At 63.6% G+C, this 13,178-nt stretch carries 13 protein-coding genes; 8 read left to right on the forward strand and 5 right to left on the reverse strand.

All coding sequences use genetic code 11. The annotated features are described in order from the left end of the window. The 4 genes from HAP47_RS11725 (at position 1) to HAP47_RS11740 (ending at position 4,462) form a co-directional block, all read left to right on the forward strand. Positions 1-426, forward strand: a complete 426-nt coding sequence (locus HAP47_RS11725) for a DUF4399 domain-containing protein (RefSeq protein ID WP_173638108.1) — start codon at positions 1-3, stop codon at positions 424-426. A gap of 154 nt (positions 427-580) precedes the next feature. Beyond that, positions 581-1,327 (forward strand): transporter substrate-binding domain-containing protein, encoded by a 747-nt coding sequence (locus HAP47_RS11730; protein WP_231168841.1) that lies wholly within the window; start codon positions 581-583, stop codon positions 1,325-1,327. 519 nt (positions 1,328-1,846) lie between these two features. Continuing rightward, complete coding sequence (locus HAP47_RS11735) at positions 1,847-2,665, forward strand: formate/nitrite transporter family protein (protein WP_173638106.1); 819 nt, start codon at positions 1,847-1,849, stop codon at positions 2,663-2,665. Positions 2,666-2,725: 60 nt separating this feature from the next. Further along, positions 2,726-4,462: a bifunctional protein-serine/threonine kinase/phosphatase gene (locus tag HAP47_RS11740; protein WP_173638105.1), complete on the forward strand. Its 1,737-nt coding sequence runs from the start codon at positions 2,726-2,728 to the stop codon at positions 4,460-4,462. Positions 4,463-4,576: 114 nt separating this feature from the next. On the opposite strand, the gene HAP47_RS11745 is transcribed toward HAP47_RS11740, so the two are convergent. Beyond that, complete coding sequence (locus HAP47_RS11745) at positions 4,577-5,365, reverse strand: substrate-binding domain-containing protein (RefSeq protein ID WP_173638104.1); 789 nt, start codon at positions 5,363-5,365, stop codon at positions 4,577-4,579. A 191-nt stretch (positions 5,366-5,556) separates the two neighbouring features. Next, complete coding sequence (locus HAP47_RS11750; protein WP_173640540.1) at positions 5,557-6,780, reverse strand: polyhydroxyalkanoate depolymerase; 1,224 nt, start codon at positions 6,778-6,780, stop codon at positions 5,557-5,559. Between the two features lie 172 nt (positions 6,781-6,952). Here HAP47_RS11750 and HAP47_RS11755 point away from each other — a divergent pair, with 172 nt between their 5' ends. Together HAP47_RS11755 and HAP47_RS11760 are read left to right on the forward strand one after the other, a co-directional pair. Then, complete coding sequence (locus HAP47_RS11755; RefSeq protein ID WP_173638103.1) at positions 6,953-7,609, forward strand: glutathione S-transferase; 657 nt, start codon at positions 6,953-6,955, stop codon at positions 7,607-7,609. 318 nt (positions 7,610-7,927) lie between these two features. Beyond that, positions 7,928-8,362: a cupin domain-containing protein gene (locus HAP47_RS11760; RefSeq protein WP_173638102.1), complete on the forward strand. Its 435-nt coding sequence runs from the start codon at positions 7,928-7,930 to the stop codon at positions 8,360-8,362. Positions 8,363-8,606: 244 nt separating this feature from the next. Here HAP47_RS11760 and HAP47_RS11765 read toward each other — a convergent pair whose 3' ends face one another. Beyond that, positions 8,607-8,831, reverse strand: coding sequence for a hypothetical protein (locus HAP47_RS11765; RefSeq protein WP_029079022.1), 225 nt, complete (start codon positions 8,829-8,831; stop codon positions 8,607-8,609). A 194-nt stretch (positions 8,832-9,025) separates the two neighbouring features. Between HAP47_RS11765 and HAP47_RS11770 the strand changes: the two genes are divergently transcribed. Beyond that, positions 9,026-9,397, forward strand: coding sequence for a hypothetical protein (locus HAP47_RS11770; protein ID WP_173638101.1), 372 nt, complete (start codon positions 9,026-9,028; stop codon positions 9,395-9,397). A gap of 107 nt (positions 9,398-9,504) precedes the next feature. On the opposite strand, the gene HAP47_RS11775 is transcribed toward HAP47_RS11770, so the two are convergent. Further along, complete coding sequence (locus HAP47_RS11775) at positions 9,505-10,608, reverse strand: mandelate racemase/muconate lactonizing enzyme family protein (protein ID WP_173638100.1); 1,104 nt, start codon at positions 10,606-10,608, stop codon at positions 9,505-9,507. Positions 10,609-10,838: 230 nt separating this feature from the next. Continuing rightward, positions 10,839-12,080: an ABC transporter substrate-binding protein gene (locus HAP47_RS11780; protein WP_173638099.1), complete on the reverse strand. Its 1,242-nt coding sequence runs from the start codon at positions 12,078-12,080 to the stop codon at positions 10,839-10,841. Between the two features lie 237 nt (positions 12,081-12,317). Between HAP47_RS11780 and HAP47_RS11785 the strand changes: the two genes are divergently transcribed. Continuing rightward, positions 12,318-13,157, forward strand: coding sequence for an AraC family transcriptional regulator (locus HAP47_RS11785; protein ID WP_173638098.1), 840 nt, complete (start codon positions 12,318-12,320; stop codon positions 13,155-13,157). Positions 13,158-13,178 lie beyond the last annotated feature (21 nt).

The raw sequence follows: 13,178 nt of genomic DNA on the forward strand, positions 1-13,178 counted from the left end.
ATGAAAAGTGCAGGCCTGATCGTGCTCGCTGCGGCACTGACATTGCTCGCCAGTCCGGCCATCGCGCAAAACAAACCGGCGGGGAAAGACGCCAAGCTGTATTTCATCTGGCCGCACGACGGAGCTAAGGTCAGAAGCCCGTTCTGGTGCCGCTTTGGGCTGCGCAACATGGGCATCACGCATGCCGGCGACGAATACCCGAACAGTGGCCATCACCATCTTCTGATCGATGTGGATGAGCCGTTGAATCCGAATGAGCCGATCCCGTCGGACAAGTCTCACCAGCACTTCGGTGCGGGCCAGACCGAGACGCAGCTCGATCTGGCGCCCGGCAAGCACACCTTGCAGCTGGTGCTGGGCGACGCCAAGCACTATCCATTCAACCCGCCGGTCGTCTCCGAAAAAATCACCATCCGGGTCAAATAGGCCGATACGGATAGCTCCCTTGCGCGACCGCCGCTTGCGCAAAGCGGCCTCGTGCGGTTTGTTGCGCGCCGCCGGGCGCTAGACCCGGCGTGGAGGGCGTCCGATGTTGTCTCGACTGCTGCGTCTGGCTGGCCTCGTTCTGGGAGTAATTGTCATGGCCACATACGCCAATGCCGACGCCTTGAAGGATCAGATCGCGCCGACCGGAAAGCTCCGGGTCGCGATCGCGATCAGTCCGGCGGGCGGCGCGTTCTGGTCGACCCGGACCGAGAATGGCTATGCCGGCGTTCCCGTCGATCTCGGCAGGGAGATGGCGGCGCAGCTCGGCGTTCCCGTCGACTATGTCGTGCACCAGAATTCCGGCCAGATCACCGATGCGGCGTCGAGCAATACCTGGGACATCACCTTCCTGCCCAAGGATCCCGAGCGCGAGACCAGGATGACGTTCGGACCGATCTACGAGGTTGCCGACGCCACCTACATCGTCAAGCCGGGCTCGGCGATCGCGAATTTCGCCGCACTGGACCAGGAGGGCGTCAAGGTCGCCGCCGTCAATGCCACCACCACGATGCGCGGCGCGATCGCACACCTCAAGCACGCCAAGGTCACGGGCTATCAGACCTATGACGAGATCTTCAATCTGCTGAAGAGCGGCGAGATCGACGCGTTCGCGCTGTCGCGCGATCAGCTCAATGCGATGGCCAAGAAGATTCCGGGCACCCGCGTGCTGGACGAGACCTTCAAGCAGACCGTCACTGCGGTTGCGGTGCCGCTCAACCATCCGCTGGCCGCGGCGTTCGCCACCAGGTTCATGACGGAAGCGATCGCCAACGGCACGTTGCGCAAGGCCTATGACAATAACGGGCTGAAGGGCTCCCCGATCCGCACCGAGGTGAAGTAGTCCGGCGCGTATCGACCCTTCCCCTTCACCCCTAAGGAGCGCACAACGCGTCTCGAAGGGTCGACGGCCACCAGCCGGGCGGTTCATCCTTCGAGACGCGCGCAAGAGCGCGCTCCTCCAGCGACAAAGGCGAAGCCTTTGCGCGGGGATGACGGGGATGGAGAGGCGCGCATCCGGCGTGGGCGACATCTGGGCATGCTGCATAATTCCGCGCCATCGCGCTCGGCGGCTCCTGCGTCACCTCTCTAACTCATTGGATTGAAGAGGATTTGAGGCCAACCGCGAGCGCCTCCGGTTGGCATGGCCATTGCTTTTAGATGCACCAGTCAATGACGACTGCCGTCCTCCGGATTGCCGAAGCCAATGCAGGCCGAGGTGAGGGGATCAAGGCGCCCCGCCCGGGCGTCGCGAGCAATCGTTGCACCCCCTAACTCCCCCGGATGGACGAGCAATTAAACCAACCCGCGTCGCTTCCGGCAGGCAACCGGCGCGGCCGAATTGCGCAAGGGGAATTTACGAATGGCCTATCTCGCACCGTCCGAATTCGTCACCAAGATGGTGGACGCCGGCGAATCCAAGATCTTCATGTCGACGCGTGACACCGTGATCCGCGCCTACATGGCCGGTGCGATCCTCGCGCTCGCAGCCTGGTTCGCCGTCACGATCAACGTGAATACCGGACAGCCGATCATCGGAGCGCTGCTGTTTCCGGTCGGCTTCGTGATGCTCTATCTGCTGGGCTTCGATCTGCTGACCGGCGTGTTCGTGCTCTCGCCGCTCGCGCTGCTCGACAAGCGCCCGGGCGTCACGCTCGGCGGCGTGCTGCGCAACTGGGGCCTCGTCTTCATCGGCAATTTTGCCGGCGCGCTCACGGTGGCGTTCATGATGGCGTTCGTGACCACCTTCGGCTTCACGCAGGAGCCCGACAAGGTCGGCATGACCATCGGAAACGTCGGCGAGGCGCGAACGCTGGGCTACGCGGCGCATGGCGCGGCGGGCATGGCCACCCTGTTCATCCGCGGCATGCTCTGCAACTGGATGGTCTCGACGGGCGTCGTCGGCGCCATGATCTCCACAACGGTGCCCGGCAAGGTCATCGCGATGTGGATGCCGATCCTGGTGTTCTTCTACATGGTGTTCGAGCATTCGGTCGTGAACATGTTCCTGTTCCCGTCAGGACTGATGCTCCATGCCAAGTTTTCGATCATGGACTACCTGATCTGGAACGAAATCCCGACCGTGCTGGGCAATCTCGCCGGCGGTCTCGCCTTCACCGGGCTCACACTCTACACGACGCATGTGAAGACGGCGCCGAAGCGCCAGCGCCTCGCGGCTTGATCCTGGCCGGCTTATGGGGCTCTCCTGTCACGGAGGGCCTCATTCGCATTGGGACGGTCGATGCCGCGCGCGCTGAAGATATCGGTCGGGCAATTCTCTGATCAGGGCCGCAAGGACACCAATCAGGATTTCCACGGCGTGCTGATCCCCGATGAGCCGCTGCTCGGCCTGAAGGGCATCGCCGTGGTGCTTGCCGACGGCATCTCCTCGAGCAGCGTCGGCCGCATTGCCGCCGAGTCTGCGGTCAAGAGCTTCCTGACCGACTACTACTGCACCTCGGAATCCTGGTCGGTGAAGACCTCGGCGCAGCGCGTGCTGGAGGCGACGAATTCCTGGCTGCACGCGCAGACCAGGCGCAGCCAGAACCCCTACGACAAGGACAAGGGTTACGTCTGCACGCTGAGTGCGCTTGTCATCCGCTCGACCACGGCGCATCTGTTCCATGTCGGCGACAGCAGGATCTACCGCGTCGCGGGCAACAGCCTCGAGCAACTGACCAACGACCACCGCGTCGTGATCTCCTCGCAGCAGAGCTATCTGGGCCGCGCGCTCGGCGTGAACCCGCAGCTCGAGATCGACTACCAGAATCTGCGGCTCGAGCGGGGCGACACCTTCCTGCTGGTGACCGACGGCATCTACGAGCATGTTCCCGCGCGGCAGCTGGCGCGGATGATCCTCGACGGCGCTGCCGATCTCGATGCCGCCGCGAAGTCGATCGTCGAGCAGGCCTATGAGAGCGGCAGCCCGGACAATCTCACCGCGCAGATCATCCGGATCGACGAATTGCCAGACGGCGACGCCAGCGAGGTGTTCGGCCAGCCCACCGAGCTGCCGCTGCCACCGCTGCTCGATGCAAGGATGCTGTTCGACGGCTACCGCATCGTCCGCGAACTGCACGCATCGCACCGCAGCCACATCTATCTCGCGGTCGACGAGGAGAGCGGCACCACGGTCACGATCAAGATCCCCTCGATCGATCTGCGCGACGATGGCGCCTATCTGAAACGCTTCATGCTGGAGGAATGGGTCGCCCGGCGGATCGACAGCCCGCATGTGCTGAAGCCGTTTCTGCCGCAGCGCAGGCGCAACTTCCTCTATGTCGCGATGGAGTATATCGACGGCCAGACTCTGACGCAGTGGATAACAGACAATCCGTCACCGGCGCTCGAGACGGTACGCGACATCACCGAGCAAATTGCAAAAGGGCTGCGCGCGTTCCACCGCAAGGAGATGCTGCACCAGGACGTCAGGCCCGACAACATCATGATCGACAGGACCGGAACGGTGAAGATCATCGATTTCGGCTCGACGCGGATCTCGGGCGTTGCCGATGCGGCGCCGGCGGGCGTCGAGGACATTCTGGGCACCCAGCAATACACCGCGCCGGAGTATTTCCTGGGCGAGGGCGGCACCGCGCGTTCCGACCTGTTCTCGCTCGGCGTCGTGACCTATCAGATGCTGACCGGCCGCTTGCCCTACGGTGCGCAGATCGCGCGCGCCCGCACCCGATCCGACTTCAACCGGCTGCTCTATCGTCCGGCTGCGCATCGCGGCCGCGACATCCCGGCCTGGGTCGACGGTACGCTGGAGCGCGCCGTGCACGCCAATCCGCTCAAACGCTACGACACCTTCTCGGAGTTCCTGTTCGACCTGCGCAATCCCAACGCAAGATATCTGACGACGTCATCGACCCCGCTGATCGAGCGCAACCCGGTGCTGTTCTGGAAGTCGACCACGCTGGTGCTGGCGCTCGTCGTGGTGGTGCTGCTCGCCTACGGCGCTCATCATTTGGGGTAGGGCGCCAAATCCGCCCAACCTATCCCCGTCATCCCCGCGCAAAGGCGAAGCCTTTGCGCGGGGATGACGGGGAGAGAGCGGGGGGATGACAGGGATAGATCCGGCGATGTCTCGCTAATGCGTCGCGCCGGCGGCAATCGGATCCAGCCCGCTCTTGACCAGCGCGTCGCGCGCATCCGCCGAGGCGAGGAAGCTGATCAGCGCCTTGCCGGCGTTGGGCTCCTTCGAGGCGGTCGCGATGCCGGCGGAGAACACCGTGATCTTCTGCACCGGCTCCGGCAGCGGACCGACGATGTCGATGCCGGCAACCGGCTTCAGCTCCGAGATCTGCTGCAAGCCGATCTCGGCCTCGCCCTTGGCCACGATCTCGCCGACCGGGGTTGCCGGGATCATCCGCGCCTTGTCCTTCATCTGATTGGCGATGCCGAGTTTGCCGAACATCTCGGTCGAGACATAGACGCCGCTGGCGCTGTCGGAATAGGCGACCGATTTCGCCGCCAGCAGCGCTTGCTTGACTGAATCGGCCGAGCGGATGTCCGGCCTCGGTGCGCCTGATTTGACCGCGATGCCGATCGGCGACTTCACGAGGTCGACGCGGCTGTCGGCCACCGCCTTGCCCTGCTTGATGAGGTCACCCAGCGCATAGCCGACCATGATCAGCACGTCGGCCGGCTCACCGCGCTCCAGCCGCACCGGAATGGCGTTGGTCGTGGTGCCCATCGACGGTCCGAAGGCGGTCACCACCTTGTGCCCGGTCTTGCGCTCGAATTCCGGCACCAGCGCCTTGTAGGCCGCCGTCAGCCCGCCCGAGATCATGACATGGACTTCGGCGGCGGATGCGGCCGACGTGAGGGCGAGGGCGCCGATGACGGCGAGCGTGAGGGCACGGAAAGTGACGCGCATGGAGTTTCTCCCTGGACGATTCTTGGGAAATAGGTCGTCGTGGCCGGGGAGACTACTGCGCGAGGGGATGCGTGACTAGCTCCGCCGTCATTGCGAGCGAAGCGAAGCAATCCATAGTGCCGCATTTGCGGAGCCTTGGATTGCTTCGTCGCTTCGCTCCTCGCAATGACGGGAATGAACGTCGCCAGTCCTCACGAATTCACATGCACGAAATCGCGCAGCAGCGGGTAGATCTCGTTGTTCCAGCGCTTGCCGGAAAACACGCCGTAATGGCCGACCCCGGCCTGCATGTGGTGCACCTTGCGATAGGTGCGCACGCCGGTGCAGAGGTCCTGGGCGGCGAGCGTTTGCCCGATCGAGCAGATGTCGTCCTTCTCGCCCTCCACCGTCATCAGGCCCATTCGCCGGATCGCCGCCGGGTTCACCGGGCGGCCGCGATGCATCAGCATGCCCTGCGGCAGCAGATGCTCCTGAAACACGTCGCGCACCGTCTCGATGTAGAATTCCGCCGGCAGGTCCATCACGGCGAAATACTCGTCGTAGAAGGTCTTGATCACCTCGGCCTTGGCGGTCTCGCCCTTCGCGAGATGGTCGGCGAGGTCGATGTGCTGCTTGATGTGGCGCTCCAGGTTCATCGAGACGAATGCCGTCAGCTGCACGAAGCCGGGATAGACCTGACGCAGCGCGCCCTTGCACTGCATCGGCACGTAGTTGATCAGATTGTCCTCGAACCATTTGATCGGCTTGCTCTTGGCGAATTCGTTCACCTTGGTCGGCAGGATCCTTGTGTCGATCGGTCCGGCCATCAGGGTCAGCGATGCCGGCCGCGCCGGATGATCGTCTTCGGACATCACCGCGGCAGCCGCCAGCGCCGACACCGAGGGTTGGCAGATCGCCACCATATGCGCGCGCGGGCCGAGCTGGCCGAGGAAGTCGATCAGATGGTCGGTGTAGTCCTCGAGCCCGAAGCGGCCTTCCTGGCGCGGGATGTCGCGCGGATTGTGCCAATCGGTGATGTAGACGTCGTGGTCCTGCAGCAGCGTCTTCACGGTGCCGCGCAGCAGCGTGGCAAAATGGCCGGACATCGGCGCCACCAGCAAGAGCCGCGGCTGCTCCGGTCCGTCCACCTTCCTGAAATGCAGCAGCGAGCCGAACGGCGTCGCGTAGGCGACCTCCTCAGTCACTTGGTATTCCCGGTTGCCGGCGGACACGCTGCCGATGGCGTAGTCGGGACGGGCGTAGGTCAGGGTGGAGCGCGAGATCAGCTCGAGCGCCGCCTCGAGCCGGCCGTACACCCGGTCGGCGGCGCCCTGCGGCACCAGATTGAGGTATTTCAGCGCGGCTGCAGCCCCGGTCCGCCATGGCGCCGTGAGGTCCATGTGGTTCTGATAGGCTTGGTACATCATTGACATCATACGCATCCGCCCCTGGCCCGGCTGGATATGCAATATCGACGCCAGAGCGGGGGCGGGCTGCCCGGCAAATTGGCACGTGGCTTGCTGCAAAATTGAACGGCTCCGGGGCGCGGCGGTTGGACCGGCGCGCGGTCACCGGGGCTAAGGACGCGTTCGGGCGTGAGGATTCGATATGGCGAAAGCGACACTCACCATCAGCAGCAAGAATTATTCGTCCTGGTCGCTGCGCGGCTGGCTGCTGGTGAAATTCGCCGGGCTGGAATTCGAGGAGGTGGTCACCGCGCCCGATGACGCCTCGGCGCGGGCCGAACTGCTGCTGCTGTCGTCGTCGATCCTGGTGCCCTGCCTGCGCCACGAGGGCGCGACCGTCTGGGATACGCTGGCGATCGGCGAGTATCTCAACGAGGTCATGCCGCATGCCGGGCTGCTGCCGGAGGACCGGATCCAGCGCGCGCATTGCCGCTCGATCTCGGGCGAAATCCATTCCGGCTTCACCACGCTGCGGTCCTCGCTGCCGGTCAACCTCAAGGGGCATTTTCCCGGCTTCAAGATCTGGTCGCGGGCGCAGGCCGATATCGACCGCGTCTGCACCATCTGGCGCGACTGTCTCGGCAAGTCCGGCGGCCCGTTCCTGTTCGGCGAATGCCGCACCATGGCGGACGCGATGTATGCACCGGTCGTGACCCGCTTCATGACCTATGACGTCAAGCTCGAACCGGCCCTTGCGGTGTATGCCAGCACCATCATGACCATGCCCGAGATGCAGGAATGGATCGAGGCCGCGAAGGCGGAGCCGGCCGATGTCGAGGAGCTCGAGGTCGAATATTAGGCAGCGCGTACCCAGCCTGCCTGCCTCGGCGGCTCAAGCTCCAGGCAAGCCTTGCTCAATGGACGTGCCTTCGGCGTCCGGTACCGGCAGCGTGCGGCGGGCGCGCCCGGCAGCCGCCGAACGCAAATATGTGCCTCGCGCCAAATGCTTCGCGGCGATATCAGCGCATGGCGGGACCGATCGCCGCAGCACAACCGGGCTGGCAAGGATTTCGCATAGCAACAAGCGAGCTGTGACCGCGACGATGCGACGCTGCCGAAAATTTGGACGCTGAGCCGCGCCGCGATTTCGCGAACACGAGAACCGTGGAGGCTTGAAATGAACCAGCACGCCATCGTCAGCAAATTCTCCCACGTCAAACCCGGTGACACCGAGTTCAAGGGCGGAGGTCTGCGCGACTTCTTCCTGTATCGCGATCTCGGCATCGCCGATGCCACCGGCGGGCAGGTGATCTGCCATCTGGTCAAGGCCAATCCCGACCTGCCGCCGGAAGAGGGCACCGGCTGGCACAAGCATCTGTGCGATTTTCAGATCGTCATCATGACCAAGGGCTGGGCGCGCTTCATGTATGAGGACAAGGAGACGCTGGTCGAGGCCGGCGACGTGATCCATCAGCGGCCCGGCATCACCCACTATCTGTTCGATTACTCGAAGGACATGGAATACCTCGAGATCGTCAGCCCCGCCGATTTCAAGACCGTGGATGTGCCGCCTGCGACCGAGACCGTGCCGCCGGTGACGCCGTGGAAATGATCGCGAGGAGGGACCGCAAATGTCGTCCGCGGAGGAATTAACCTTTGTCGTCGGCCGCTGGCTGCGGCCGATCGTCATGCTTCTGTATGTGGTGCGCCGCCTCGGGATGATGACCACATCTAGCCGTGAACAACGGAGTACGTCGCTCCATCAGTGATTCGGACGCGGTTCGTTCCATCCGCGTTCCAAATCTTAAAACGCGCCGCGTGCGCGTCGCGTTTTGAAACAGCGCGCCAAACGCCCCTCAGGCCATGCCCGCCTGCTTCACACGCGGCATGCGCCAGGCGATGACATTGACCTCCAGCGCGCCGCCGGTTGTGTCATTGCGCCACTGGCCGTCGATGAAGCGGCAGGCGAACGGCAGCTGATACGTTCCGCTGTGATCCTCGCAAAGCACTTCCACGCGTTGTTCCGGCGAAGGTTCACCATTGCCGTCGAATTGCGCCAGCCGTTTTTCGCGCGTAGCCATACGATCTGTCTCCACTGCCCAAGGTCGAGCCAAAAGGGGTCGAACCAAACAAGTTCCGAAGGCCCCGTCCCCACGAGTAGTCCCCGTAATGGGTCAAGCACACCGCTCGAATGCGGTTTCAGTGTGGTATGTGTGCCTGGCTTTCAGCGTCGCGAGCACAAAACTGTGAATGACGCATGTGATTGGGGATGTCGATGATCGCGCGTTTCGTTGTTGCCTTGCTCGTGCCGCTCGCACTCTGCGTCGTCGGAACCGCGCATGCGCAGGACGTTCCCGGTATCGAGATCTGCACCGTCGAGAAGACGATGGAGCGGCGCACCAGCTGCCTGCAGAGCAATGTCGATTTTCTGCAGAAGACGATCGGCAAGCTCACATCGGATCACCAGCAGAAGCTCGACGCCGCCAACCGGCAGATCGAGAGCCTGAAGAGCACAATCGCGGGCTTGCAGAAGCTCGTCACCGATTTGCAGGCGGCGCAGGTCAAGCTGACCGAGGATATGAAGAAGAAAGCCGACGTGCCGCCGGCGAAGGATGCGACGCCGGCAACGAAGGACGGGACGAAATAGGGGGCGTCATTGCGAGGAGCGAAGCGACGAAGCAATCCATCCCGCCACACACGACACCATGGATTGCTTCGCTTCGCTCGCAATGACGGGTTGGAGGGACCGTCGGCCTACGCCACCCGATACGTCTCCATCACGTCGCGATCCGGCTCGTAGCCGAGCCCGGGGCCCTGCGGCACGGCGACCTGGCCACGGGCGTCGACGTCGATGCGGTCGCCCCACAGGCAGGCGGGGCGCTTCATGAAGAACACTTCGATCAGGCCTTCGTCGCGGATCGCCATCAGGTGCAGCGTGGCAAGGAAGCCCGGCCCGAAATAGGGCGAATGCGGAATCACCTGGACGCCGAACTCGTCGGCGAGCACCGCCACGCGCAGGAATTCGGTGACGCCGCCGACCTTGATCACCGACGGCTGCGCGTGACTGACCGCGCCCGCGGTCATCATCTGGCGGAATTGATGCACCGTGCAGGCGTTCTCGCCGGCGGCGATATCGAGCCGGCCTTCTCTCCGCACCTCCGCGAGCGTTGCAAAATCCTCCGGCGGCCAGACCGGCTCCTCCAGGAACATCGGCGCGGCCTGCTTGCAGTCGCGGGCGAACTGGATCGCCGCCGGTCCATCCAGCGGACAATTCATGTCGACCATCAGCGGCACGCCGGGGCCGATCGCTTCGCGCGCCGCAGCAACGGCCGGCACGGTGGTCTCGTGCAGCTTGATCGCGGCGTAACCGAGCTTGATCGCCTTCCTGCATTCGGCGGCGATGTGCGTCGGATTGCCGATCCGCATCAGGCTCGCATAGGCCGGAATCGTGCTGCGCTTGGCGCCGCCGATCAATTGATGCAGCGGCACGCCCTTCACCTTGCCGGCGAGGTCCCACAGCGCGATGTCGAGCGCCGAGATCGCAAACATCGTGATGCCGTAGCGGCCGAACAGATGCAGATTGCGCTGGATCTGCTCCATCGCGGCGGGAATGCTGGCCGCGTCGGGCACCTCGAGGCCGCGGGCCTCCGGTGCGATCATCTCGGCCACCGCCGCGCAACTCGTCTTCGGGCAGACATAGGCGAAGGCATCGCCCCAGCCGGTCAGGCCGGCATCGGTCGAAATCTCGACCAGCACCATGTCGAGCGCCGAGATCGCGGAAGCGCCCTGGCGGAAGCTCGCAGGGCCTGCGTCATAGGGAATGCGGATATGGTGGGCGCGGACGTCGGTGATTTTCATTGTTGTTGTCCTTCCGATCGCAGGATGTAGCAGGGTGTCCCTGGAGTTCGTGAGGGCCGGACGCGGCAGCCTGGACGGCGTCGCTTCGGCTCGCCTGGGTTCCAGCCATCGCAGCCCTTGCTTGTGGCAAGCGTTGCTCGTGACAAATCTTGCTCGTGAATCGTGTCGAAGACGTGGATGCCCGGCGTGGCGCCGGGCATCACGAAATCCGAAAACTGTGGAGAAGGCTGCTACGAACTCTTCTCGCCGCTCATGACGGGGCCGAACCGCTCCCAGCTCTCGCCCTTGAAGCGCATCATCTGCAACTGCTCGATCGGTGCATAGTCGTCCGGCCCGGTCTTGATCTTGGTGCCGGGCAGATAGATGCCGATCTCGAAGTTGAGGCTGGCCGCCTGCTTCATCAGGTTCTCGCGGGTGAGGTTGTCGCCGCATTGCCGCAACACCTGCTCGAGCCCCTTGGCGACGCCGTAACCGAACACGGTCGAGGCGTCGTTCTGGTCGCCCTCGGGATACCACTTGGTCATGAAGGCGCGCCACTCGTTCATGGCTGGATCGTTCTTCCACTCGTGATCCGCGGGATCCTTCAGATACTGGGTCGACAGGATGTCCTGGCTCGCCTCATAGCCGGCCGGCTTCATCACGCCGCCGATCGAGACGGAGACGTTGGTCAGGAACTGGACCGGATGCCAATCGAGCTCGGCGGCCTTCTTGATCGCCTGCGCCGCGAACTTCGGCGTCGCGATGTTGACGAAGATGTCGGGATTGGCGCCCTTGATCTGCACGATCTGCGAATCCACCGTCGGCGACGTGGTCTCGTAGGAGGATTCGACGACGATCAGTTTCTTGGCCGCGTCGCCGAGCCCCTCATGCAGGCCGATCAGATAGTCCTTGCCGAAATCGTCGTTCTGGTAGAGCACGCCGATGGTCTTGCCGGGATATTTCTGCAGGATGTATTTGGCATAGATGCGCGCCTCGACCTGGTAGCTCGGCTGCCAGCCCATGGTCCACGGAAAGTTCTTCGGATCGTTCCACTTGGCGGCGCCGGTGGAGACGAACAGCTGCGGCACTTTCTTGGCGTTCATGTATTTCTGGATCGCGGTGTTGCCCGGCGTGCCCAGCGGGTTGAAGATCAACAGCACCTCGTCGCTCTCGACCAGCTTGCGGGCCTGCTCGACCATCTTCGGCGGGCTATAGCCGTCGTCGTAGGAGACGAAGTTGATCTTGCGGCCGTTGATGCCGCCCTCGCTGTTGAGCTTGGTGAAATAGGCCGCTTCCGTCTTGCCGATCGTGGCATAGGCGGATGCCGGGCCCGAATAGGGCATGATGTTGCCGACCTTGATCTCGGTGTCGGTCGCGCCCGGATCGTACTTCTTCTGGGCGTTGGCTGCGCTGACGACGGCGATCGTCAAAAGCCCCGCAAGCGCCGCAGACTTGACGCAGTTGACATAGCTCAGGCGTTGGTGGTGCATCATTGTCCTCCCTGACATGCTGGCCGCGGCTCGTGCAGTCTTGATTTTCGGGCAGCTTGGTGAGCCGTCGGATCGATGCAACTGCGAGTATGCACGATTGCAGCGGTGTTGCCAGCGACGGCTTTGCGGTAAAATTTCGCAGAGCGGAATCATAGTTTCGCCGCCGCGCAGCAAGGACTGTCAAATGCCGCGGGCGGCAGCCATGCATGATGCCCGAGCATTGCAGGAAGGCCGTCGTCCATGAATCCAGCCCAGAAGGCGCTCTGGTACATCGAAAGCCACCTGCGCACCTCGCTGACGCTCGATGATATCGCGGTCGTTGCCGGGGTCTCGCGCTTCCATCTGGTGCGGGCGTTCGCGGAGGCGACCGGGTTTTCGGTGATGCGCTACGTGCGGGCGCGCCGCCTCAGCGAGGCCGCGCGCGAGCTCGCGGCCGGTGCGCCCGACATTCTCACGCTGGCGCTGGATGCGGATTACGGCTCCCACGAGGCGTTCACCCGCGCGTTTCGCGACCATTTCGGCGTCACGCCGGAGACGGTGCGCGCGACGACGTGCCTGACCAAGCTCAAGCTTCAGGAGCCGATCACCATGATCTCGACCGCTCTCGATCACATCGATCCGCCACGCATCGCGACCGGCAAGACCTTTCTCGTCGCCGGTGTCGGGGAGCGCTACAACCACGCCAATGACAGCACGGCCGGCATCCCGAACCAGTGGCATGGCTTCCACCAGCAATGCGCGCATATTCCCCGCCAGGTCGGTGACGTTGCCTATGGTGTCTGCTGCAACGGCGACGATGCCGGCAATTTCGACTACATCGCAGGAGTCGAGGTCGCCGATTTCTCCGACCTGCCGCGCGAGTTCGCGCGGGTCCGGATCCCCGCGCGGAAATACGGGGTGTTCACCCACGCCGACCACATCTCGACCATTCGCCGCACCGTCAACACGATCTGGAATCGCTGGCTGCCGCAGTCCGGCATGAAGGTCGCGGACGCGCCGAACTTCGAGCGCTACGACGAAAAGTTCGACAAGAACAGCGGTAACGGCGGGCTCGAGATCTGGGTGCCGGTGGAGGAGTAGCGGCCGGTGTGGTGGTTGCGC

This window comes from Bradyrhizobium sp. 41S5 (genome assembly GCF_011516665.3).
In the GTDB taxonomy this organism is placed as follows: Bacteria; Pseudomonadota; Alphaproteobacteria; order Rhizobiales; family Xanthobacteraceae; genus Bradyrhizobium; species Bradyrhizobium quebecense.